Source organism: Streptomyces sp. NBC_01363, from assembly GCF_026340595.1.
GTDB lineage: Bacteria > Actinomycetota > Actinomycetes > Streptomycetales > Streptomycetaceae > Streptomyces.
The window spans coordinates 1174412-1194262 of sequence record NZ_JAPEPF010000002.1; the positions used below are offsets into that span (position 1 = coordinate 1174412).

The following is a 19851-nucleotide window of genomic DNA, read 5'->3' on the forward strand; positions in this document are numbered from 1 at the left end:
CTCGGGCAAGCAGGGGACACCGTCGGCCGTGCCACGGCTCCGGCGTCAGGCGCTCAGCATGCCCGAGGTGTCGATGACCTGACGGATCGCCCGGCCCGAAGCCAGCTCCTCCATCGCCGCGTTGATGTCGGTCAGCGGCAGTGTGCCCGTGTGCATCTGCTCCACCGGCATCAGCCCCGCCCGCCACAGGTCCAGGAACCTCGGGATGTCACGGCGCGGCACCGCGTCACCCATGTACGAGCCCAGCAGGGACTTGCCCTCGCCCGCGAACGCCAGGGCCGGCACCTCCAGCACTCGGTCGGGCGCGGGCAGGCCCACCGAGACGACCTTGCCGCCCCGTGCCACGGCCGACAGGCACTGCGCCATCACCTTCGGACTGCCCACCGCCTCCACCGCCAACTCGGCTCCACCGGAGGTGAGTTCGCTGATCTGCCGCAAGGCGTCATCGGGGGAGAACGCATGCGTCGCGCCCAGCCGGAGAGCCAGCTCGCGCTTCTCCCGGACCGGGTCGACCGCGATGATCGGGTACGCCCCCGCCGCGCGGGCACCCAGCACCGCGGAGAGGCCCACGCCGCCCAGGCCGTAGACCACCGTCGACTGCCCCGGACGCAGGGCCGCCGTGTTGATCACCGCGCCCGCACCCGTCAGCACCGCGCAGCCGAACATCGACGCCACGGTGAACGGGATGTCCTTCGGGATCGGGACCACCGACTCCTGGGCCAGCACCGCGTGTTCGGAGAACGCGGAGACGCCCAGCTGGTGGTGGACCGGGTTGCCGGAGGCGTCGGTCAGCAGCGACGGGCCGTGCAACAGCGCCCCTGAACCGTTCGCCGCCGCGGCCTGTGCGCACAGGGCCGGCCGGCCCGCCGCGCAGTCGCCGCAGAAGCCGCAGCTCGGCACGAAGACCAGCGCCACATGGTCGCCGGGGGAGACCCGGCCGACGCCCGGTCCGGTGTCCTGGACGACACCCACCGCCTCGTGACCCAGCGCCATCGGCAGCGGACGGACCCGGTCGCCGTTGACCACCGAGAGGTCCGAGTGGCAGAGCGAGGCGGCCGCGATACGGACCAGCACCTCGCCCTCGCGCGGGGCGCCCAGCTCCAGCTCCTCCACCTCGACCGGACGGGTCTCGGAGTACGGGCGGGCCGTCGATATCCCGCGCAGCACCACCGCACGGGTCTTCACGCGCCCACCTCCGGACGCGGGGCGCAGCGCAGCACGTCGCGGCTCTCCAGCAGCGGGACGACCTTGCCGAGCACGATCTCCTGGAAGTGCGGGGTGGCGCAGTGGGCGGTGAAGTCGGCCTCGGAGGCGTACTCCTCGTACAGCACGACCGCCCGCGGGTCCTCGGTGCCCTGGTGGACCCGGTAGGCGAGGTTGCCGAGCTCCTGGCGGGAGGCGGCGGCCATCGTGTCGAGCAGGGGCAGGACGGTGCTCTCCTCGCCGGCCTTGGTGCGGTAGCGGGCTACGACCACGTACGTCATGGGGGTTACTCCTGGGGTGCGGCGGGCCTCTTCAGGGCGGCGGGCGGGACCGGCGGCAGCTGGTCCCGGCGCAGAGTCCAGAGGCGGGGGTCGGACGTGGCGGCGGCGGCCGACCCGAGGGCCAGTGCCAGCGCGACGTCCGCGGGGGTCTCCACGAAACCCGCGGCCACCGACGGGGACATCGCGCGCTGTGCCTGCGCGCTCATCCGGGCGATGATCGGGGCGGGCATGATCTCGACCAGGTCCGGCGCCCCGCGAGAGATCGCGTCCGTGGAGCGGCGCAGATTGGACCGGTCGGTGACGAACACCTTCATCATCGTCAGCAGGCCGAGCGGGCGGCCCTTCTCTATGAGGGAGAGCCGGGTGCTGACCACGCCGTGCGCGCCCATGTTCTTGATGAACTCCAGCGCGCCCCGGTCCTGCGCCAGACCGGGGCTGCTGTCCACGTTCACGAACACGGTCTTCCCCGCCCGGCCCAGCGCCGGCACGACCTGGGGCAGCTGCCCCACGGCGAACGAGGCGAGGATGCACACCTTGGCCGGTGCGGTCAGGAACTGCCGCAGCGGCTGGGTGCCGACGACCGACGCGACGACCGGCACCTCGGCGAACGCCGCGGTGAGCCGGGGGTCGAGTGCGGCACCGGACCGGGACGGGGAAGGGGTCATGGCAAGGGCCTGCCTGGGGAGGGGAAGGGTTCGTGGTCGCTGAGGGCTGGTGTCAGTTCAGCGGAGACGTACCGAATCGGCTGGGAAGGCCCAGTTTGCCAGGGTTGAGAATGCCCACCGGGTCCAGGGCCTTCTTCACCGCGACGAAGGTCGCGAAGCCCGCCCCGAGGGATTCCTCCAGGTAGGGGCCGCGCAGCAGACCGCAGCCGTGGTGGTGGCTGAGCGCCGCCGCGTGCTTGATCAGCACGGCGTTGGCCGCGTCCCACACCGAGCGGTACCAGTCGCGGCGCGACTCGGGGGCCACGTCGCCGCGCAGCGAGAAGTAGACGCAGGCGCCGTCGGTGTACGCGTGGGACTGGTGCGCCGACGCCGCCAGGGTGCCGGGCACCGACTGGATCGCGGCGACCACCTCGTCGTAGATCACCGGGAGGTCGGTCCAGGACGCGGCCATCTCCAGGGTGTCGGCGACGAAGCCGGGGCCGGGCTTGAAGCCGTCGGCGGACTTGCCGACCAGCATCCGCTCGTCCAGCCAGCGTTCGAAGACCGCCTTGCTGTCCAGCTCGGGGCCGTACGCCTCGCAGACCTCGGCCGCCACCTTGATCGAGGCGTCGACGATGGCCGGGTCGCCCTCGTCGGCGACGAGCAGGAGGTTGGTCTCCGGGTGGCCGAAGTGGGTGCCGGACTCCAGGGTGTCGTACAGACGCAGGACGGCCGGGGTCGCACCGCGCTGCATGATCCTGCGGCAGGCGTCCAGGCCCTGGGCGAAGGTCTTGAAGCCGTACGCCACGGCGTTGGCGTACTCCGGCAGCGGGTGGACCCGCAGCCGCGCCGAGACGATGACGCCGAGGGTGCCCTCCGAGCCGACGAACAGCTGGCGCAGGTCCGGGCCGACCGCGGCGCGGGCGTAGTCGCCGTACGTGGCACGCGTACCGTCCGCGTGCACCACGTCCACGCCGACGACCATGTCCTCGATCTTGCCGTACCGGGTGGAGAGCTGACCGGCGCCGCGGCAGGCGATCCAGCCGCCGACCGTGGAGACGGCGAACGCGGACGGCCAGTGGCCGGTGGTGACGCCGTACTCCTCCTGGAGCTGCTTCTCGAAGAGGTCGCCGAACATGCCGGCCTGGACGTCCACGACGTTCGACTCGGCGTCGAAGCCGGTGATCTCGTTCAGCCCGCAGACGTCCAGGACGACGCCGCCGAAGACGGGGAGCGCCGCACCGGTGACATTGGAGCGGCCGGCGGACGGGGTGACCGGGATGCCGGCCTCGTGGCAGATCCGCAGCACGGCCGCGACCTGGTCGGCGTCGGCCGCCTCGACGATCACGGCGTCCGGCGTCGCGGGACGGCCCTCGGTCTCGCCGATCATCGAGCCGGCCCACCAGTCACGGGTCCGGGTGACGACCTCCTCGCGGGCGGTGTGCACCGCGTGCGCGGCCTCGCGCAGCGCCTCGATCACGGTCTCGGGGACCTCGACCGGGTCGACCTGGAGGGCGGCCTCGCCGTCCCCGATCGGGGTGTTCTGCGCCCACTTGGCGAAGCTGGGGGCGCCGATCGTGTAGTTGCCCCGGTTGAACGGGTGGGTGATGGTCTGACGGCTGATCATGCTGCTGCCCCTTCGAGGAGTACGGACTTTTCGTGACGGACGGCTGCGAGGTACTCGGAGACCGAACGCTCCACCTCGGCCTCCGTGAGGTTCAGTTCCCGGCCGAGGATCGCGCCCACGGCCCCGGCGGCGTCGGCGGACGCGTCCCGGGCGAACAGCCGGGCGCGCATCCGGCGGGAGAGCACGTCGTCGACCGAGCGGGCCAGTTCGGCGCGGGCCGCGTACACGACCTCCGCCTTGGTGTACGGGAGGCCCGCGACGATCGGCTCGGCCAGCGTCGGGTCGTCCTGGATCAGGTCGCCGACGAAGCGGGCCTCGGTGCCGAAGCGCTCGCCGAGGTGCGCGGCGATGCCGCCGGAGGCCGCGACGGCCTCGGCGTCGTAACCGGCGCCGCCGAGCAGCGGGAGGTCGGTGGTGCGGCTCCTGCCCTTGCGGCCGAGGACGGTCATCACCTTGTCGATGACGAGTTCGCCCATGTGCCGGCTGGTGGTGAGCTTGCCGCCGGTCACCGTCACCATGCCGGTGCGGCCGATGGTGATGTGGTGGTCGCGGCGCATGTCGAGGGTCGCCCCCTCCTTGCCGCCGACCAGCGGGCGCAGACCGCCGATGGAGCCGACCACGTCGTCCGGGGTGAGCTTCCCCTCGAAGGCGGTGTTGGCGCCCTCCAGCAGGAAGTCCATCTCCTCGCGGGTGCAGTGCACATCGTCGGGGGAGCCCCGGTAGTCCTCGTCGGTGGTGCCGAGCACGACGCTGTTGCCCCAGCGGGTGCAGGTCGCGCGGCGGGCCCGGCCGGGGATCGGCACGGTGACCGTGCAGTTGATCCGCACCTTGTCCCACGGGACCACGATGTGGACGCCCTTGGCGGGCCTGACCTGCGGCTTGTGGCCGTCGTCCGCCTTCACGTCGAGCTCGTCGGTCCATACGCCGGTGGCGTTGACGACGGCCCGCGCACGGATGTCGAAGGTGTCGCCGTCCGCCGAGACCCGGGCACCGGCCACCTTGCCCATCTGCATCAGCAGACCCTCGGCCCTGGCACCGTTGAGGATCGTCGCGCCGAGCGCCGCCGCGGTCCGGACGATGGTGAGGACGAGGCGGGCGTCATCGGTGCGGGCGTCGAAGTACATCAGCCCGCCCTTGAGGTTCTCCGCGCGCAGCGTCGGCGCCTGCGCGAGGACCTCGGGGACGGTGAGCCGCTGGTGCAGCTTGCCGATCCGCCAGCCGCCGACCAGGTCGTACGTCCACAGCAGGCCCTCGAAACCCTTGGCGAGGCGGGCGTCGAAGATGCCCTCCTTCTCCAGGATCGGGAAGAGGAACGGCAGCCGGTGCACCAGGTGCGGGGCGTTCTTGCGGAAGCGGTGGCGCTCCAGGAGCGAGTGGCGGACCAGGTTGACGTTGCCCTGCTCGATGTAGCGCAGGCCGCCGTGCACCATCTTCGAGGACTTCGACGACGTACCGGAGGCGAAGTCGTCCTTCTCGACCAGCGCCGCGCGAAGCCCGCGCGAGGCCGCGTCGAGCACGGCGTACGCCCCGGTGATGCCGCCGCCTATGACGAGCACGTCGTACGTGTCGTCGGCCAGCCGGCGCTTGAGGGCTGCCCGGTCGAGCAGCAGGGGCGTTCGGCGGGTCGCCGCGGCGCTGCGCCGCGGCTTCCGGGCGGGCATGGTGATCACAACATCAACTCCTGGTGTTTCGGTGCGGCGGCCGCGTGGTCGGTACGGACCGCCGGTGCGACGGTCGGGGGGCCGTCAGTGGGGGGTGTGAGGTTCGTGGTCCTTCAGGGGGAGCAGCGCCGGGTCGCCGAGGTGGGCGATCAGCACGTCGCGCCAGGCGGATCGCTGTGCGGTGCGCTCGGCCGCCGTGATCGAGGGCTCGAAGATCCGGCCGAGCGGCTGTGCCTCGACGACCTCTTCGAGCGAGGACCACAGGCCCTGGGCGACACCGGCGAGATACGCGGTGCCCCGCAGGCTGGCGGTGGCGGAGTCGGAGACCCGCTCCAGCGGCAGGCCGGTCAGGTCGGCCTGGATCCGCATGAGCGGGTCGCTGCCGGAGACACCGCCACCGACCCGGAGCCGGGTGAACGGTGTGCCCATGGTGTCGGCGACCCCGTCGATCAGGTCGCACACCGAGTGCGCGATCCCGTCCAGTACGGCGCGGGCGAGGTCGGCGCGGGTGGTGGCGAGGGTGAGCCCGGTGAGGGATGCGGTGGCCTCCGGGTGCCAGACCGGCGTACGGACCCCGGCGAGCGCCGGGACGAAACGTGGGGTGCGGCCCGGCCGGGTGGGGACCCGGCCCGCCTCCTCACCGAGCTCCTTCGGCGATGCGAACAGGCCCAGGTCGTCGCAGAGCCAGCGCAGCGCCGATCCCGCCGTGGAGGTGTACGCCTCCAGGCTGTAGTGGCTGATGTCGCCCTGCCGCCGGCCGGGCTGGGCGAGCACCCCGGAGATGTCCGGCCGGGGCAGGGCGGGCGTGGTGCCGGTCGCCGCGTCGACGAAGGCGCCGGTCCCGTACACGCACATGCCCTGCCCGGCGGCGAGGCCGCCGAGCGCGACGAGTGCGGCGTGCTGGTCGCCCATGGAGGCGGCCAGCGGGACGGCGATCCCGAGGGCGGCCGGGTCGGTGGTACCGAATCCGGCGTCGTCGGAGCGGAGCTCCGGGAGCAGGTCGAGGGGGAAGCCGAGGTGGCTGATCCACTCCTCGTCCCAGGCGTGCCGCTCCAGGAGGTAACCGCCGGTGGAGGCGGCGTTCGTCGGCGTCGTGGCGTGCACGGCGCCGCCGGTGAGCCGCCAGATCAGCCAGGTGTCGACGGTGCCGAAGAGCAGCCGGCCCTCACGGTGCGCGGCGGCCACCTCCGGGTGCGCGGCGATCTGCCGGGCGGCCCAGAGGAACGGTGCGCGGGCGCCGACCGGCCGGCCCTGCCGGGCCAGCAGGGCGGCGTCCCACTCCGCCTCGTACGCGGTGAGCTCGGCCGCGTGCCGCCGGTCCTGCCACACCACCGCGGGGAGCAGTGGCCGCCCGGTCACCCGGTCCCACAGCATCGCGGTGGCCCGCTGGGTGGAGAGCGCCACCGCGGTGATCCCGATGCCCTCCTCGCGGGCCCGGCCGACGGCCCGGCGTGCCACCTCGACGGTGGCGGTCCAGATCTCCATCGGGTCCTGCTCGACCGAGAGGTCGTCCGGATGGCTGACCTTGATCGACCGGTAGAACACCTCGTGGGCGGCGCCCGAGTCGAGGACGACTCCGGCCCGGGTGCCCGTGGTGCCCTCGTCGATGGACAGCACACCGCGCCGTGGGGCGGCGCCGGGGAACGTCTGCGTCATTGCAGCCCTTTCATTGCGAGCATCGCGAGCGAGCTGTGCGGAGGGGGAGAGAAGGGGGAGGGGACCATCGTGTGGTGCGACAGGCCCGGCGGCCGGTCAGCGCGCGGTCACGGACTCCGCGGATTCCGACGGACCCGTCCGGGCGCCGGCGGCGGCCCGGTCCTGCCCGGCGACCTCGTCGGGGGACGCGGCCTTCGTGGGGTCCCACTTGATCGCCAGGCAGGTGATCAGGCCGAGCAGCGGCACGACGGAGAGCACCAGGAAGGTGTCGGCGAGCCCCAGCGAGTCCTTGATCTGCGGGAAGACGTACAGCCCGACGACACTGCCGAAGCTGCCGACCATCCCGGTGACACCGGTGCCGAGCGCGCGGACGTCGCTGCTGTACGAGAGCGCGGCGATGGACTTGCCGTTGGCGCCGGGGCCCGCGGAGTGGCAGAGGATGAACAGCACCGGCAGCAGGAACGCCACGGCCGTGGGCACCTTCTCGAAGGTCAGCCCCATCGCGAGCAGCGCCACGAAGACACCGGCGAACCCGGCGGCGGAGCTGAGACGGAGCCCGAGCCGGCGGCCGAAGTAGGCGGAGAGGAGCCCGCCCGCGATACCGAAGGCGTTGAAGACCATCGAGCCGATGGTGGCCTTCTCGAAGCTCTCGCCGAAGATCGTCAGGCTGATCAGCGGGAGGTACCAGCCGACCGCGAAGTACTGCATCGACTGGCCGAGCGAGATGACCGAGGAGAGGACCGTGCGCGGCAGGTACTCGCCCTTGAAGAGCAGTCCGGCCTGGCGGAAACCGATGGCGGGCGCCTCGGCGGCGGCGCGGGTCGCCTCGTCGGGCTTCCCGGCGACGGCCTTGATCTTGTAGATCTTGTCCAGGTTGACGACGGCCTCGTCCAGCCGGCCCTTGCTCGCCAGCCAGGTGGGGCTCTCCCGCAGCATCAGCCACTGGCCCAGGAGCAGGGCGGCGGCGACGACCGCGGCCGAGCCGACCGACCAGCGCCAGATGTCCGCGCCGACGTCCAGGTTGAAGAAGAGCAGGGCGAGCGCGAGGTTGCTGGTGGTGGCGACGTACCAGACGGCCTGCCACAGGTTCAGCCGCCCGCCGAGCTTCGCGGGCGTGTACTCGGCGAGCAGCGCCATGGCGACGGCGAAGTCGATGCCGTATGCGACGCCCACCAGGACCCGGCCGAACCAGACCACGGTGAAGTCACCGGCGAAGGCGGCCAGCAGGGCGCCCGCGATGGCGAACACCTTGGCGATGAGCAGCGGGGGAACACGGCCGATCCGGGTGGCGAGCCAGCCGCCGACCGGGTTGAAGATGATCGCCAGGGCCGGAGCGGTGGCCGTGAGGATCGAGACCTGGGTGCTGGTGAGCTCCATCTGGGACGTCATCGGCCCCAGACCGGCGCTCAGCGCGGCGTTCGAATAGGCGTCGAGAAACAGCCCGCCGAACACGAGAAACCAGATGACCTGCGCCCGGCCGGTGATCTTTCCCAGCCCATCGATGAGCGCAACGACGTCGGCGACGCCTTTGACGCTCGGACGTTGTGCCATGAATCCGCCTTCGAGGAAGACCCATCGGCGGCACGGGGAGCACAAAAAAACAGGCATGACGAAACCACCGACAGGTGGTCTATGTCTGTGCCTGTCAAAACACTGCGGAAAGCGCCGCAGCACGTGAACTGCAAGGAATGCGAACTACGCAGTGAGGTTAAGAACGAGCCAGGAGAAACGTCAAGGGTTTCCGGCAGATTACTTGAACGTGACATGGGTCCGGAGGGCGGGAGCGGGGTCGAGCGAGAGGTGCGCGCGGGGGCGGGGCGATCCGCACGCGCCCCGCCCCGCCCGTGGTGACGGACGTCAGCGACCCGTCTGCAGCGCCGCCCAGGTGTCCGGCCCCACGACTCCGTCGGCCGTCAGTCCCCGGCTCGTCTGATAGCCGCGCACCGCGGTCACCGTCGCCGGGCCGAAGCTGCCGTCGACGCCGACCGTCGAACCGAGCGCCGCGGTCAGCGAGCGCTGGAGCCGCTTCACCCCGTCGCCCGAGGCACCCTGCTGGAGGCTCGGCGTCGCGCCGGCCGACAGCAGCGCGGTCCAGGTCCTGGCCCCCACCACGCCGTCGGCGTCCAGTCCGCGGGCCGTCTGATACGCCGTCACCGCGGTCTTCGTGGCCGGGCCGAAGCTGCCGTCCACCGCGCCCGCGGTGTAGCCCTGGTCGTTCAGCAGCTGCTGGACCGCCTTGACCTGGGCACCCGTCGAGCCGCTCTGCTGGGTCGTGTACGCGGCGAAGCTCAGCCCGTCGGCACGGTCGCCGCCGCCGGTGTCCCCGCCGACCAGCTGCATGTAGCGCGTCCAGTCCCAGTAGGGCCCCGGGTCGGTGTGGTCGTTGCCCGGTGCCTCGCTGTGCCCGATGATGTGCGCCCGGTCCTTCGGGATCCCGTAACGGTCGCACAGGTACGTGGTCAGGGCCGCCGACGACCGGTACATCGTGTCCGTGAACCAGGACGGGTCGTCGATGAACCCCTCGTGCTCGATGCCGAGCGCCGAGGCGTTGGCGCTCCTGGCGTGGTACGCGGTGTCGCTGTCGCGCACCGTCTGGGTGATCTCGCCGTCGGAGGAGCGCACCACGTAGTGGGCGCTCACCTCCGCGGTCGGGTTCTGGAACCAGCTGATCGAGCCCGCGTACGAGCCCTGCGTGACATGGACGATCACCTTGTCGATCTTCGCCGAGCGGCCCGCCGCGAAGTTGTGCGGGTCGGCCGGGACCCACAGCGCCGACGGGTAGTCGGGGCTCTGGGTGCGTACGCCGGTGGCGGTGAGCGAACCCTTCTGCGGGGCGACCGGACGGCTCGTCACGGAGATCCGCTCGCCGCCGGGGACGATCGCCCTGAGCCCGTCGGCCAGGAAGGTGTAGACGGTGTCGGCGTAGAGGGTGGCGGCGGGTCCCCGCGCGCCGCCGTACCGGGCGACGGCCGGGTACCAGGCGTCGATGTCGTCGCGGTCCCGGGCGTCGAGGCCGAGCTTGTCCGCGTAACTGCGCAGCACCGCCGCGCCGCCCAGGATGTTGGCCCCGGTGTCGGTGCGGAGCTCGGCGAGGGACTTGCCGGTGAGGGTCGCCGCCCGTTCCAGGGTCCGGTTCGTGGGGTTGCTCACCAGATGCATCACGCCATAGCCGTTGGCCTGGCTGGGGCGCCCGGAGTGGCCGTCGAGCCGGGTCTCGCCGTAACCGACGGCGGCGAGCAGATCGCGCGGTACGTCGAACTCCGCGGCGGCCCGCGCGAACGCCCGGTTCATCGGGTGGCCGCCGTCCGGTGCGGCGAAGGCCGGCGAGCCGGTCACGGTGAGGACGGTGGCGGTGAGGGCCGCCAGGACGGATGCGCGGCCCTTTGCGTGGGCTGCGGCGCGGCTGGGCATACCTGCTCCTGCTCGGTGGGGGGAAGAGAACGGCCCCCGGGCCCGAGTGGGGTGGGCCGAGGGGCCGCGAAGCCCGCTCAGCGTATCCATCTGTCTGGGGCATGACAATCACTGCCGGTGTGTCGAACTTCCTTTCACTCCAATGGGGTTGATGCGGCACTACGAGGCCTGCCCGGTGAGCGGATGGGGCGTCACCGGGCAGGGCGGGCAGGCCCCGGGCTACCAGCGGTCGCGGTGGATGACGTCCGCCACCGGGCGGCGCCGTACCGGCCCGAAGTTGCCCTGCGGCCACCCGACCGGAATGGCGGCGTAGGTGTGCATGTCCTCGGGGATGCCGAGGGCCTCCTTCCACTCCTGTTCCAGCATCAGGTGCCAGATGGTGATGTTCGCCGCGAGCCCCAGGGCCCGCGCGGCGAGGAGGACGTTCTGCACACCCGGGTAGACGCAGGAGCCCTCGGCGAGCGCCTGGAAGCGCGTCCGGATGTTCATCATGTGCTCGGTCGCGGCAGGCCCGAGTGCCTGTGCGGAGGCCAGCAGCCCCTCCTCGTCCAGGCGCGGCTCCGGAAACCGGTAACAGGGCACGACCAGCGCCGGCGTATCGGCGAAGTGGTCGCGCTGGTACTCGATCGCGGCGACCATCCGGCCGTACGCCGCCTCGTCCATGCCTTTCGGCGCGTACTTCCCCGTCGTCGCCAGATAGGCGTCCACGCACCGCTTCCACAGCGGCGCCAGACGCGCCATCACCTCGCGGTCGGTCACCACGACGTACTCGTAGCACTGCATGTTGCCGCCGCTGGGACCCCAGACGGCGGCCTGTATGAGCTGCTCCAGCGTCTCGTCCGGCACCGGTTCCGGCTTCAGGCGGCGCATCGCGCGCATGGTGGACATCGTCGGGAAGAGCGCGGGTCCGTCGGCATGAGTCGTGTCGATCGTCATGATCGCGGAGTGTACGGGCCGGTCATCGGCGGCGGGAGGCCTGCCGATCGCCGTGAACCATGTGGATTCGTACAACCGGACGGCCCCCCACCGCACGGGGGAACGCGGATCGGATCTACCTTCGCGAAGGCGTATAAATGGTTCCTCCGGACCAGCCGGCGTCCCCCGATGGCACTCACACCTCACGCGGCAGGGCGTCACCGCGTACGAGAGCGCAGGAGCGCCGCATGAGCACGGCAGAAGAGATCAACACCTTGCTGGTGGCGAACTTCGGCACCGATCCGCTCGCCATCCGGCCCGAGGTGTCGCTCCGTCACCTCAGGCTCGACTCACTGGCGCTGGAGGAACTGCGGCTGCTCATCGAGGACCGGATGGGTGTCGATCTGGACGACGTCCAGCTGACCTCGCGGGACACCGTCGGCCAACTCGTCGACGCGGTGCACCGCAAGGCCGCCGCGTGACGGGCCGCCCGTACCGCCCCGAGCCGTTCGCCGCCGCCGTCACCGGGATCGGCATGGTGACCGCCGCGGGCACCGGGGCCGAAGCGACCTGGCGCACGGTCTCCGAGGCGTCGACCGCGCCGTCGGTCCCGCACCGGCCCGAACTCCACGGGCTGCCCTGTGACTTCATGTACACCATCACCGGCCTCGACCCGAGGGCGCTGCTCGGGGTGGCGACCGCGCGGCTGATGGACCGCTTCTCGCAACTGGCCGTCATCGCGGCCCGCGAGGCCGTCGCCGACGCCGGTCTCGACCCCTCGGTCTGGGACGGCGGACGGGTCGCCGTCGTCATCGGCTCCGCGCACGGCGGACTGCCGTTCTACGACGAGCAGCACACCACCCTCACCGAACGCGGCGCACGCCGTGTCTCCCCGAAGCTCGCCCCGCTCACCGTCGTCAACGGCGCGGCCAGCAGCGTCGCCACCGACCTGGGCGCCCTCGGCCCGAGCCAGGCCGTCTCCACCGCCTGCTCCTCCGGCACCGTCGCCATCGGCACCGCCCACCAGATGCTGCGCACCGGGGCCTGCGACATCGTCATCGCGGGCGGCGCCGAATCGGTCTGCTCCCGACTGCTGATCGCCAGCGCCTGCCAGCTCAAGGCCGTCTCCACCCGGCGTGAGGACCCCGAGGCGGCCTGCCGCCCGTTCGACACCCACCGGGACGGCTTCGTCGTCGGCGAGGGCGCCGGACTCCTCGTCCTGGAACGGCCGGAGCACGCCCGAGCCCGCGGCGCCACCGTCCGCGCGCATATCGCGGGATACGGCGCCTCCAGCGATGCCTACTCCGCCGTCGCCCCCGACCCCGAGGGCCTGGGCATCGAACGGGCCCTGCGCTTCGCGCTCGCGGACGCCGGAATCGGGGCCGGGGACATCGGCCATGTCAACGCCCACGGCACCTCGACCGTCTCCAACGACCTCATCGAGGCGACGATGCTCCGCCGGGTCCTCGGTGAGCACCCCCTGGTCACCTCGACGAAGGCGATGACCGGACACACCCTGGGCGCCGCCGGCGGCATCGAGACCGCGCTGACCGTGCTGGCGCTCCAGCACCGGCTCGTACCGCCCACCATGAACCTCGACGCCCCCGACCCCGCGATCCCCATCGAAGTGGTGAGCAAGGAGGCCCGGCCGGGAACGTTCGACGCGGCCGTCAAGACCTCGCTCGGTTTCGGCGGACACAACGCCGCACTCGTTCTCACCAGGGCCTGACCCGGAAACCAAGAGGCACGGAACCATGGCCGACGAGATCATCCGGACCCTGTCGGTGGACGGGCTGCGCTACGGCTACCGGGTCCTGAGGCAGCCCTCGCCGCACACCGAACCGGTCGTCATTCTCGGCGGCGCGCTCCAGGGGATGTACGGCTGGCCGCAGATGGACGACCACCTGGGGCCGATCGCCTCCGTGGTCACGGCCGACCTGCCCGGCATGGGCGACGCGGACCCGCTCCCGCCCGGTGCGGGCGACGACGTCCTGTACGACGCCGTCACCGGAATCATCGACGATCTGGACGTGCCCAGGGTCAACCTCTTCGGGTTCTCCTACGGCACATCCATTGCCTTCGGCTGCGCCCGCCGGAACCCCGGCCGGATCGCCCGGCTGATCCTCGGCGGGGTACCCGTCCACATCACCGACGGCCAGCGGGCCCAGTGGGGCCGCGCCGTGTCCCGGCTGGACACCGGCGACCTGGAGGGTCTCGCCGGTCTGGCCGCCGGGGTGCTGATGTGTCAGGACCCCGAACGGAACGTCCACCGGGGCGAGTTGGCGCGACGCTATGTGCGGCGCTCGTTCCTGTACGCCCTCACCCACTCCCCGCACGCCGCGCAGTCGCTGCACCGGGCACTGGGTCGGCGGCCGGACTTCTCCGGCGGACTGGCCGGCGTACCGGCCCTGGTCTTCGCGGGCGAGCACGACACGGTGACCTCGCCCGAGCGGCAGCGGGCCTTCGCCGCCACGATCGAGGGCAGCAGGTTCGTCACGATCGGGGAGTCCGACCACTGGGTCGTCCTGGAGCGCCCGGACGACGTCGCGGACCTCGTCGCCCGCTTCTTCACCGACCGCCCGCTGGAAGCGGCACCCGGACTCGCGGCACTCCCGGCGCAGTCGCGGGCGTCGCGGTCACCGGCCGGACCGGACTTCGCCGACACCCCGTAGGGCCTGCCCGGACCACGCACGAACACCGCTGCCGACCGCGCTGTCCCACCCCGATCAGACCCTGGAAGGAACGGTCATGGACAAGCCCGAGTTCGTCTACGTCATCTACATCCAGACCACCGCCGAGAAGCTCTATCAGGCGCTGACCGACCCCGAACTCATCAAGATCTACATGGGCGGATACGGCCCCGATTCGACCTGGGAGGCCAGCGCACCGGTCCGCTGGAAGATGGACCCGGACGGTGAGTTCGAGGAGGTCGGTCAGCGCGTCCTGGAGGCGGATCCCGGCAGGCGGCTCTCGTACACCTGGCACACCCTGCAGCCCATGCACCGCCAGATGTTCGACTTCGCCTCGGACGAGGAGTGGGAGAAGGCCGTCCGGGAGCGGTCGAAGGTCGCCTTCGACATCGAGCCGGCCGAGGAGCCCGAGATGGGGATCAAGCTGACGATCACCCACGACGGGTTCGACAGCCCCGACAGCAGGATGCTGGAGGGCGTCAGCGGCGGCTGGGTCGCGATCCTGTCGACGCTCAAGACCCTTCTGGAGGGCGGGAGGTTCCTCGACGAGCCGGCCTGAGGCGGGCGGCGCGGTGCCGGGCCCGCCTCCCGTCGGACGCTCAGGCGCCGGGCACCCGGTCGAGGAAGCCGCTGACCGAGGCGATGCGTCCGTCGTCGGCGAGGGTGATCACGTCCGACCCGGCGACGGGCGCCGAACCGTCGGCGGTGGAGACCAGTTCCCAGCTGAAGCGCACGATGTCGTGATGTCCGTCCGGCGTGCCGGTGATCCGGAACTCGAAACCGGGGAACTGCTGATGGGCGCCGTCGATCACGGCCGCGAGCCCCTCGTGGCCGCTCACATCGGCCAGCGGGTCGGTGTAGGTGGCGCTCTCGGTGAAGGCGGCCTCGACGGCCTTCGCCAGCTCCTCGGCGGCGGTCGCGTTCCAGGCGGCGAAGTAGCGCTGAACGGCGTCCTCGTATGCGGTCATCGTGCTGTTCCTCTCCTCGCGTACCGGCCCTCGGGCCGGGCCCTCGTGGGCTGAGGAACACGATGTCCGATGGCGGGAAAGGCGTCGATTACCTCCGAAGTCATGGTCGGGCGGGGCGGCGGGCCGCCGTCTCATCCCTGGCCGTCCGACACCACGTGCATCGCGGCTTCCTCGGCCGATGCCGCGGCCCCGTCGATCCCGACGTCCTCGCCCGCCATGGTGTCCGGCTCGTCGATGTCCAGCTGCCGGGTGAGCCGCCCGGCGCGTACCGTACCGACCTCCGCGTCCCAGAGCTCGCCGTCGCCGTCGGGCAGATCCCCCATGCCGTCGCCGTCGGCACCGGGGGACTCGGGGAGTTCGCGGGCCAGGCGGCCGTCCAGTGACTCGCCGTCGTGCTGTTCGGCGGCGGTGGTGCCCCGGTCCTCCACCGCCCACGGCCGCTCGGGCGGGGAGTAGCCCTCGTCGAGTGCGTCGGTCAGCCCCCGGTTGTCCAGGGTGTCCTCGACGTCGAGCTGCTCGGCGAGGTCCGAGGCCTCCGGCTGCTGGGGCTGGTAGACATCGTCTCCCCTGTCGGCATCCATCATGGTGTGTCCCTTCCCGGTTTCGGGGATCCCGGGCGTGCATGCCGTGCACACGACTCGGGAGAAAGGGGGCCATTCATGCGATATGCACCCGAGTGCCGTCGAACCGCCCGTATGCGTTCAGGATAAGTGGCTCGGGCATGAGCCCGCAGCCGTGGGCCGCTGCTCGGGCGGTGCGGGCCGGTCGGAGGGACGATGGAAGAGGTGGGCGGAACATGCCCTGCCCCATCCGCATCGGAGAACGGACATGGATTACCCGGAGAGCTACCAGTTGGTATTTCAGGCGTCCGCCGTGGAGGACGACACGGTGACCGTCCGGCGCACGGCGCAGTCCGGGGCGGGCGGTTACCCGATCTACGAGGACGAGACCGGAATCGTGCGCGCGGAGATCAGCGACCGGGGCGAGGTGCGCATGCTCGCCAGCGGCGGACACCAGGTGCTCGGCACCCCGCTGGTGGTGCGGGAGCCGAGCGGCTGAGCGGGCGGACGGCCCGGTACCGGGGTGACGGCCGTCAGCCCTCGGTCCAGCCGTGGTTCTTGGCGAACTGCAGCAACCCGCGCCGGATCTGCAGGATCTGAGCGCCCGTCAGTGAAGGAGCGGACTCCAGCAGGACGTCGGTCACGTCCCTGGTGTACTCGGCCGCGCTGAGCACGTCGCACAGGGTGTCGTCGTCGGCCGCTCCGGAAGCGGTGACGGTCACGGGCCTCGGCGGAGTCAGGGGCTTCCCGTCGGGCCCCTCGGCGAGCCGGACGGACGATGCCTTCAGCCCGCGGTCGCCGTCCTCGATCTCGAACTCGACCGCCGTACCCGTGTGTACGTAGGACTCGGGGATCAGCATGTCGTTCACGTGGAGGAAGACGTCCTCACCCCCGTGATCGGGCGAGATGAAGCCGTATCCCCGAGCTCCGTCGAACCGCACGACGCGACCAGAAACCACACCGACCCCCAGAAAAGAAACCGGGCCCCTTGCCCGTACGCCACACATTGGCTCGACCGGAGAATAGCCCCGAGCGGTCGGGCGGCGCGACCCGATCGAGGGCAATCACCCCTTCCCGGGCCGGGCGGCGGACGGCTCACCTGACCCTGCGGGCGGGCGGGGCCGGATTTCCGGCCGCCAGCGGGGAGCGGGCCAGCTCCACGCAGCCCGCCGTGATCAGGGTGAGCGCGACCAGCTCGGGCAGCACCCACCATCCGGTGCGCAGCTCCTCGCCGAACAGCGTCACCCCGTACACCACGCTGATCAGGGCGTCTCCGAGGGTCAGCATCGGCTGGACGGCGACCAGCGTGCCCGCCTGGAGGGCGTTCTGGAGGAGGAACAGGGCGCCCACCCCGGCCGCCGCGGTGGCGTACAGCTGCCAGGACGTCAGGAGCGCCACCGCTCCGCCGCCCCCTTCGAGCCGTGCCATGGCGTCCTTCATGAGCGCGGCCGTCAGGGCGTACCCGCACGCGGCGGCGAGGCCGAGCAGCGCGCCCCGGGTGTTGCCGCGGCTGCTCAGGGCCGCGGCGATCAGTGCGGCCTCGAAGAGCCCGGTCAGGATCAGCGCGGGGATCCAGGCCGCACCGTGCACGGACGTACTGCCGCCGCCGGGCGCCGCGGAGGCCATGCCCAGGGCCAGCCCGAGTGTCACGGCCGCCACCCCGTACCAGACCCGCCGGGACAGCCGGACGCGCATGACGAACGCGGCCATCAGCAGTGTGGCGGGCAGCTCGATCACAAAGATCGGCTGGACCACGGCGATCGGTCCGGTGGCCAGTGCCACGGCCTGGCAGACGGCCGCGACGATCACCAGACCGATCCCGGCGAGCCACAGCCGCTGGCGCAGCAGATGCCCGATCAGCGAGAGGTGCATCGCCTCGCTGTCGGGGACGGTGCGGGCGGCACGGCGCTGAAGTACGGAGGCGGTGCCGTTGCTGAGCGCGGTGAGGATGGCGAACAGGACACTGATCACCGACCCATGATGTGGGCGGGCGCCCCGCGATCCCGGGTCCTGCGCCGCGGCGGCATGGCGGGGCGCACGGATCGGAGCACGATCGACGACGAGGACCGAAGCTGTCCGCAAGGGCGCGTAGCGTGCCTCCATGGCCACCAGGAACCCCGCCGCACCCGCTGTGCTTTCCCCCCGCGCGCTGAGCCGCGCCACGCTGGAGCGCCAGCTGCTGCTGCGCCGGACCACGATGTCCGCGAAGGACGCCGTGGAGCATCTGGTCGGTCTTCAGGCACAGAACGCCAAACCGCCCTACTACCAGCTCTGCGCCCGCCTCGACGGCTTCGACCCCGCCGCGCTCGCCGCGCTGATGGAGTCCCGCGAGGTGGTCCGTATCGTCACCATGCGCTCCACCATCCATATGCACACCGCTGCCGACGCGCTCACCCTGCGCCCGCTCGTCCAGGCGGCGCGCGACCGGGAGCTCAACATATTCCGCAAGGGGCTGTTCGGGGTGGACCTCGACCGGCTCAGGTCGGTGAGCAGGGAATTCGTCGAGGAGCGGCCCCGTACGCCCAAGGAAATCCGCGAGGAGCTGCTCGTCGCGTGGCCGGACGCCGACCCGCAGGCCCTGGGCGTGGCCGCCCGCTGCCTGCTGCCGCTGGTCCAGGTGACCCCGCGCGGGGTGTGGGGGAGGAGCGGCCAGGTCGCGCTGACCACCGCCGAGCACTGGCTCGGTGCTCCGTCCGAGCCGGCCCCCGCGCCCGATGCCACGGTGCTGCGCTATCTCGCCGCGTTCGGGCCGGCCTCGGTGAAGGACATGCAGATGTGGGCCGGACTGACCCGGCTGCGGGAGGTGTTCGAGCGGCTGCGGCCGCAGCTCGTCACCTTCCGGGACGAGAACTGTGCCGAACTCTTCGACCTGCCGGACGCGCCGCGCCCGGACGAGGACACCCCGGCCCCGCCGCGCTTCCTGCCCGAGTTCGACAATGTGCTGCTCGGCCACGCGGACCGCACCCGGGTGATCCCGCAGCAGTTCCACGGGCGCAACGGGAACGGCAATCAGGCGTACGGCACGGTGCTCGTCGACGGGTTCCTCGCGGCGATCTGGCGGCTGGGCGACGGTGCCGGACGTCCGGGTTCCGGGGCGGCGCCGCTCACCGTGCAGCCACTCGGCAGGCTCGGCCGGGCGGAGCGCGACGCGCTCACGGAAGAGGCCGTACGGATGCTCTCCGTCATGACGACGGCGCCGGGCGGTACCGACGGCCACGACATCCGGTTCGCGACGTTCGTCGACTTCGGGGAGTGAGCCGGCCCCGGACAGCGGGTGGCTTCGGACCGTGAGCGGACATGCCCGGGGCACGGAGCGGCGTCACCTACGGCAGCAGCCCCGCGCGCCGGGCGGCCACCACCGCCTCCAGACGGGTGTGCGCCCCCAGCTTGCGCATCGCCGAACGCAGATAGCCCTTCACCGTCTCCGGCCGCAGCCCGAGCCGCTCCGCCGCCACCGCGTTCGTGGCCCCCGCCGCCACGCAGGCCAGCACGTCCAGCTCGCGCGGCGCCAGCTGCACCTCGCAGGGCTTCGGCGTGCGGGCCCCGGCCGCCGAGGCGAGCCGCCCGCACACCGCGAGCAGTTCGTCGCGCAGCGCCGGGTCGACGACCTTCGGGACCAGGGCCCGCAGCTCGCGGTGGGCCTCGCGGACGTCCTCCCACGCCTCCGGGGCCGCCCTCGGGTCCGTGATCTGCTCCCGGGTCACCGCCAGCAGTTGCTGCACCTCGTCCCGTACCACCAGGGCCTGCTCCACATCGCGGGCGGCGGCCACCGCCGCGTCGAACGTACGGTCCCCGAGCGTGATCGGCTCGCGCAGCGCCCCGTACAGCACACCGCGCACCTTGCGCCGCACCACGACGGGGACCGCGACCACCGAGCGCAGGCCCTCCGCCGCGACCGCCAGGTCGTACTCGTGGCTGATGTGGCGCGAGGAGTGGTAGTCGGTCACCGCGCACGGCCGGGACAGCGCGATCGCCTTGCCGCCGAGCCCGCTGCCCGCCGAGATGACGAGACCGCGCAGGGCCGCGGTCTGTGCCCCGTTCAGCTCGGCGATCCTGGCATGACGGGCATCGGCGAGCAGCCCGCCGAAGGCCACCGGCAGCCCACTGGTCCGGCGCAGCCGCAGCAGCGCTGTCTGCATCTCGACCGCATCGACGGATTCCGGCACGCTGACGCCTCTCTGCCCGGCTCCAGGGGGGTTCGGCCACCCCCTCGCTGCACCCCCGTTCGGGGGTGG

General features: G+C 71.9%; 20 protein-coding genes. 6 read left to right on the forward strand and 14 right to left on the reverse strand.

Annotation, left to right across the window (positions count from 1 at the left end; genetic code table 11):
- Nucleotides 1–45 precede the first annotated feature (45 nt).
- The 9 genes from OG611_RS33105 to OG611_RS33145 all read right to left on the reverse strand — a co-directional run bounded on the left by OG611_RS33105 (nt 46) and on the right by OG611_RS33145 (nt 11419).
- Nucleotides 46–1185, reverse strand: coding sequence for a zinc-binding dehydrogenase (locus OG611_RS33105; RefSeq protein WP_266428674.1), 1140 nt, complete (start codon nt 1183–1185; stop codon nt 46–48).
- Complete coding sequence (locus tag OG611_RS33110) at nt 1182–1484, reverse strand: putative quinol monooxygenase (RefSeq protein WP_266428676.1); 303 nt, start codon at nt 1482–1484, stop codon at nt 1182–1184. Before OG611_RS33110 ends, OG611_RS33105 begins: the two co-directional genes overlap by 4 nt.
- Nucleotides 1485–1489: 5 nt before the next feature.
- Nucleotides 1490–2149, reverse strand: a complete 660-nt coding sequence (locus OG611_RS33115) for a glycerol-3-phosphate responsive antiterminator (protein WP_266428678.1) — start codon at nt 2147–2149, stop codon at nt 1490–1492.
- 52 nt (nt 2150–2201) lie between these two features.
- Nucleotides 2202–3755 (reverse strand): FAD-binding oxidoreductase, encoded by a 1554-nt coding sequence (locus OG611_RS33120; RefSeq protein WP_266428681.1) that lies wholly within the window; start codon nt 3753–3755, stop codon nt 2202–2204.
- Entirely contained in the window at nt 3752–5425 is a 1674-nt protein-coding gene (locus OG611_RS33125) for a glycerol-3-phosphate dehydrogenase/oxidase (protein ID WP_266428683.1), read from the reverse strand. The genes OG611_RS33120 and OG611_RS33125 overlap by 4 nt, the downstream gene beginning before the upstream one ends.
- A 75-nt stretch (nt 5426–5500) precedes the next feature.
- Nucleotides 5501–7072 (reverse strand): FGGY family carbohydrate kinase, encoded by a 1572-nt coding sequence (locus OG611_RS33130; RefSeq protein WP_266428686.1) that lies wholly within the window; start codon nt 7070–7072, stop codon nt 5501–5503.
- Nucleotides 7073–7168: 96 nt separating this feature from the next.
- On the reverse strand, nt 7169–8623 hold the full coding sequence (locus OG611_RS33135) for an MFS transporter (RefSeq protein WP_266428687.1): 1455 nt from the start codon (nt 8621–8623) through the stop codon (nt 7169–7171).
- 306 nt (nt 8624–8929) lie between these two features.
- Nucleotides 8930–10483: an N-acetylmuramoyl-L-alanine amidase gene (locus tag OG611_RS33140; protein ID WP_266428690.1), complete on the reverse strand. Its 1554-nt coding sequence runs from the start codon at nt 10481–10483 to the stop codon at nt 8930–8932.
- A gap of 219 nt (nt 10484–10702) precedes the next feature.
- A complete protein-coding gene (locus tag OG611_RS33145; RefSeq protein ID WP_266428692.1) occupies nt 10703–11419 on the reverse strand; it encodes a nitroreductase family protein in 717 nt (238 codons plus the stop codon).
- 227 nt (nt 11420–11646) lie between these two features.
- Between OG611_RS33145 and OG611_RS33150 the strand changes: the two genes are divergently transcribed.
- The 4 genes from OG611_RS33150 to OG611_RS33165 all read left to right on the forward strand — a co-directional run bounded on the left by OG611_RS33150 (nt 11647) and on the right by OG611_RS33165 (nt 14647).
- The gene (locus OG611_RS33150; RefSeq protein WP_093542006.1) at nt 11647–11880 is read left to right on the forward strand and encodes an acyl carrier protein; all 234 of its coding nucleotides are present in this window, start codon (nt 11647–11649) and stop codon (nt 11878–11880) included.
- Nucleotides 11877–13127: a beta-ketoacyl synthase gene (locus OG611_RS33155; protein WP_266428699.1), complete on the forward strand. Its 1251-nt coding sequence runs from the start codon at nt 11877–11879 to the stop codon at nt 13125–13127. Before OG611_RS33150 ends, OG611_RS33155 begins: the two co-directional genes overlap by 4 nt.
- Before the next feature lie 25 nt (nt 13128–13152).
- Nucleotides 13153–14070: an alpha/beta fold hydrolase gene (locus OG611_RS33160; protein ID WP_266428702.1), complete on the forward strand. Its 918-nt coding sequence runs from the start codon at nt 13153–13155 to the stop codon at nt 14068–14070.
- Between the two features lie 76 nt (nt 14071–14146).
- Nucleotides 14147–14647: an SRPBCC family protein gene (locus tag OG611_RS33165; RefSeq protein ID WP_266428704.1), complete on the forward strand. Its 501-nt coding sequence runs from the start codon at nt 14147–14149 to the stop codon at nt 14645–14647.
- Nucleotides 14648–14687: 40 nt separating this feature from the next.
- Here the strand turns inward: OG611_RS33165 and OG611_RS33170 are convergent, their stop codons facing one another.
- Together OG611_RS33170 and OG611_RS33175 are read right to left on the reverse strand one after the other, a co-directional pair.
- Nucleotides 14688–15056: a nuclear transport factor 2 family protein gene (locus OG611_RS33170; protein WP_266428707.1), complete on the reverse strand. Its 369-nt coding sequence runs from the start codon at nt 15054–15056 to the stop codon at nt 14688–14690.
- 131 nt (nt 15057–15187) lie between these two features.
- Nucleotides 15188–15640 carry a DUF5709 domain-containing protein gene (locus tag OG611_RS33175; RefSeq protein WP_266428710.1) on the reverse strand — a complete coding sequence of 151 codons (453 nt, stop codon included), beginning with the start codon at nt 15638–15640 and terminating at the stop codon, nt 15188–15190.
- Between the two features lie 244 nt (nt 15641–15884).
- Between OG611_RS33175 and OG611_RS33180 the strand changes: the two genes are divergently transcribed.
- Nucleotides 15885–16115 carry a DUF6296 family protein gene (locus OG611_RS33180; RefSeq protein WP_266428713.1) on the forward strand — a complete coding sequence of 77 codons (231 nt, stop codon included), beginning with the start codon at nt 15885–15887 and terminating at the stop codon, nt 16113–16115.
- A gap of 34 nt (nt 16116–16149) precedes the next feature.
- Here OG611_RS33180 and OG611_RS33185 read toward each other — a convergent pair whose 3' ends face one another.
- Together OG611_RS33185 and OG611_RS33190 are read right to left on the reverse strand one after the other, a co-directional pair.
- A complete protein-coding gene (locus tag OG611_RS33185) occupies nt 16150–16575 on the reverse strand; it encodes a cold-shock protein (RefSeq protein ID WP_266428716.1) in 426 nt (141 codons plus the stop codon).
- 136 nt (nt 16576–16711) lie between these two features.
- Nucleotides 16712–17587: a DMT family transporter gene (locus tag OG611_RS33190; RefSeq protein ID WP_266428719.1), complete on the reverse strand. Its 876-nt coding sequence runs from the start codon at nt 17585–17587 to the stop codon at nt 16712–16714.
- A 130-nt stretch (nt 17588–17717) separates the two neighbouring features.
- Between OG611_RS33190 and OG611_RS33195 the strand changes: the two genes are divergently transcribed.
- Nucleotides 17718–18872 carry a winged helix DNA-binding domain-containing protein gene (locus OG611_RS33195; protein WP_266428722.1) on the forward strand — a complete coding sequence of 385 codons (1155 nt, stop codon included), beginning with the start codon at nt 17718–17720 and terminating at the stop codon, nt 18870–18872.
- A gap of 67 nt (nt 18873–18939) precedes the next feature.
- On the opposite strand, the gene OG611_RS33200 is transcribed toward OG611_RS33195, so the two are convergent.
- Nucleotides 18940–19782: a response regulator transcription factor gene (locus OG611_RS33200; protein ID WP_266428724.1), complete on the reverse strand. Its 843-nt coding sequence runs from the start codon at nt 19780–19782 to the stop codon at nt 18940–18942.
- Nucleotides 19783–19851 lie beyond the last annotated feature (69 nt).

Coding starts and splice junctions, on each gene's coding strand:
- OG611_RS33130 (WP_266428686.1), bottom strand. CDS start 7,072: ATGACGCAGACGTTCCCCGGCGCCGCCCCACGGCGCGGTGTGCTGTCC.
- OG611_RS33140 (WP_266428690.1), bottom strand. CDS start 10,483: ATGCCCAGCCGCGCCGCAGCCCACGCAAAGGGCCGCGCATCCGTCCTG.
- OG611_RS33170 (WP_266428707.1), bottom strand. CDS start 15,056: ATGACCGCATACGAGGACGCCGTTCAGCGCTACTTCGCCGCCTGGAAC.
- OG611_RS33165 (WP_266428704.1), top strand. CDS start 14,147: ATGGACAAGCCCGAGTTCGTCTACGTCATCTACATCCAGACCACCGCC.
- OG611_RS33145 (WP_266428692.1), bottom strand. CDS start 11,419: ATGACGATCGACACGACTCATGCCGACGGACCCGCGCTCTTCCCGACG.
- OG611_RS33160 (WP_266428702.1), top strand. CDS start 13,153: ATGGCCGACGAGATCATCCGGACCCTGTCGGTGGACGGGCTGCGCTAC.
- OG611_RS33110 (WP_266428676.1), bottom strand. CDS start 1,484: ATGACGTACGTGGTCGTAGCCCGCTACCGCACCAAGGCCGGCGAGGAG.
- OG611_RS33175 (WP_266428710.1), bottom strand. CDS start 15,640: ATGATGGATGCCGACAGGGGAGACGATGTCTACCAGCCCCAGCAGCCG.
- OG611_RS33180 (WP_266428713.1), top strand. CDS start 15,885: ATGGATTACCCGGAGAGCTACCAGTTGGTATTTCAGGCGTCCGCCGTG.
- OG611_RS33120 (WP_266428681.1), bottom strand. CDS start 3,755: ATGATCAGCCGTCAGACCATCACCCACCCGTTCAACCGGGGCAACTAC.
- OG611_RS33195 (WP_266428722.1), top strand. CDS start 17,718: ATGGCCACCAGGAACCCCGCCGCACCCGCTGTGCTTTCCCCCCGCGCG.
- OG611_RS33135 (WP_266428687.1), bottom strand. CDS start 8,623: ATGGCACAACGTCCGAGCGTCAAAGGCGTCGCCGACGTCGTTGCGCTC.
- OG611_RS33150 (WP_093542006.1), top strand. CDS start 11,647: ATGAGCACGGCAGAAGAGATCAACACCTTGCTGGTGGCGAACTTCGGC.
- OG611_RS33115 (WP_266428678.1), bottom strand. CDS start 2,149: ATGACCCCTTCCCCGTCCCGGTCCGGTGCCGCACTCGACCCCCGGCTC.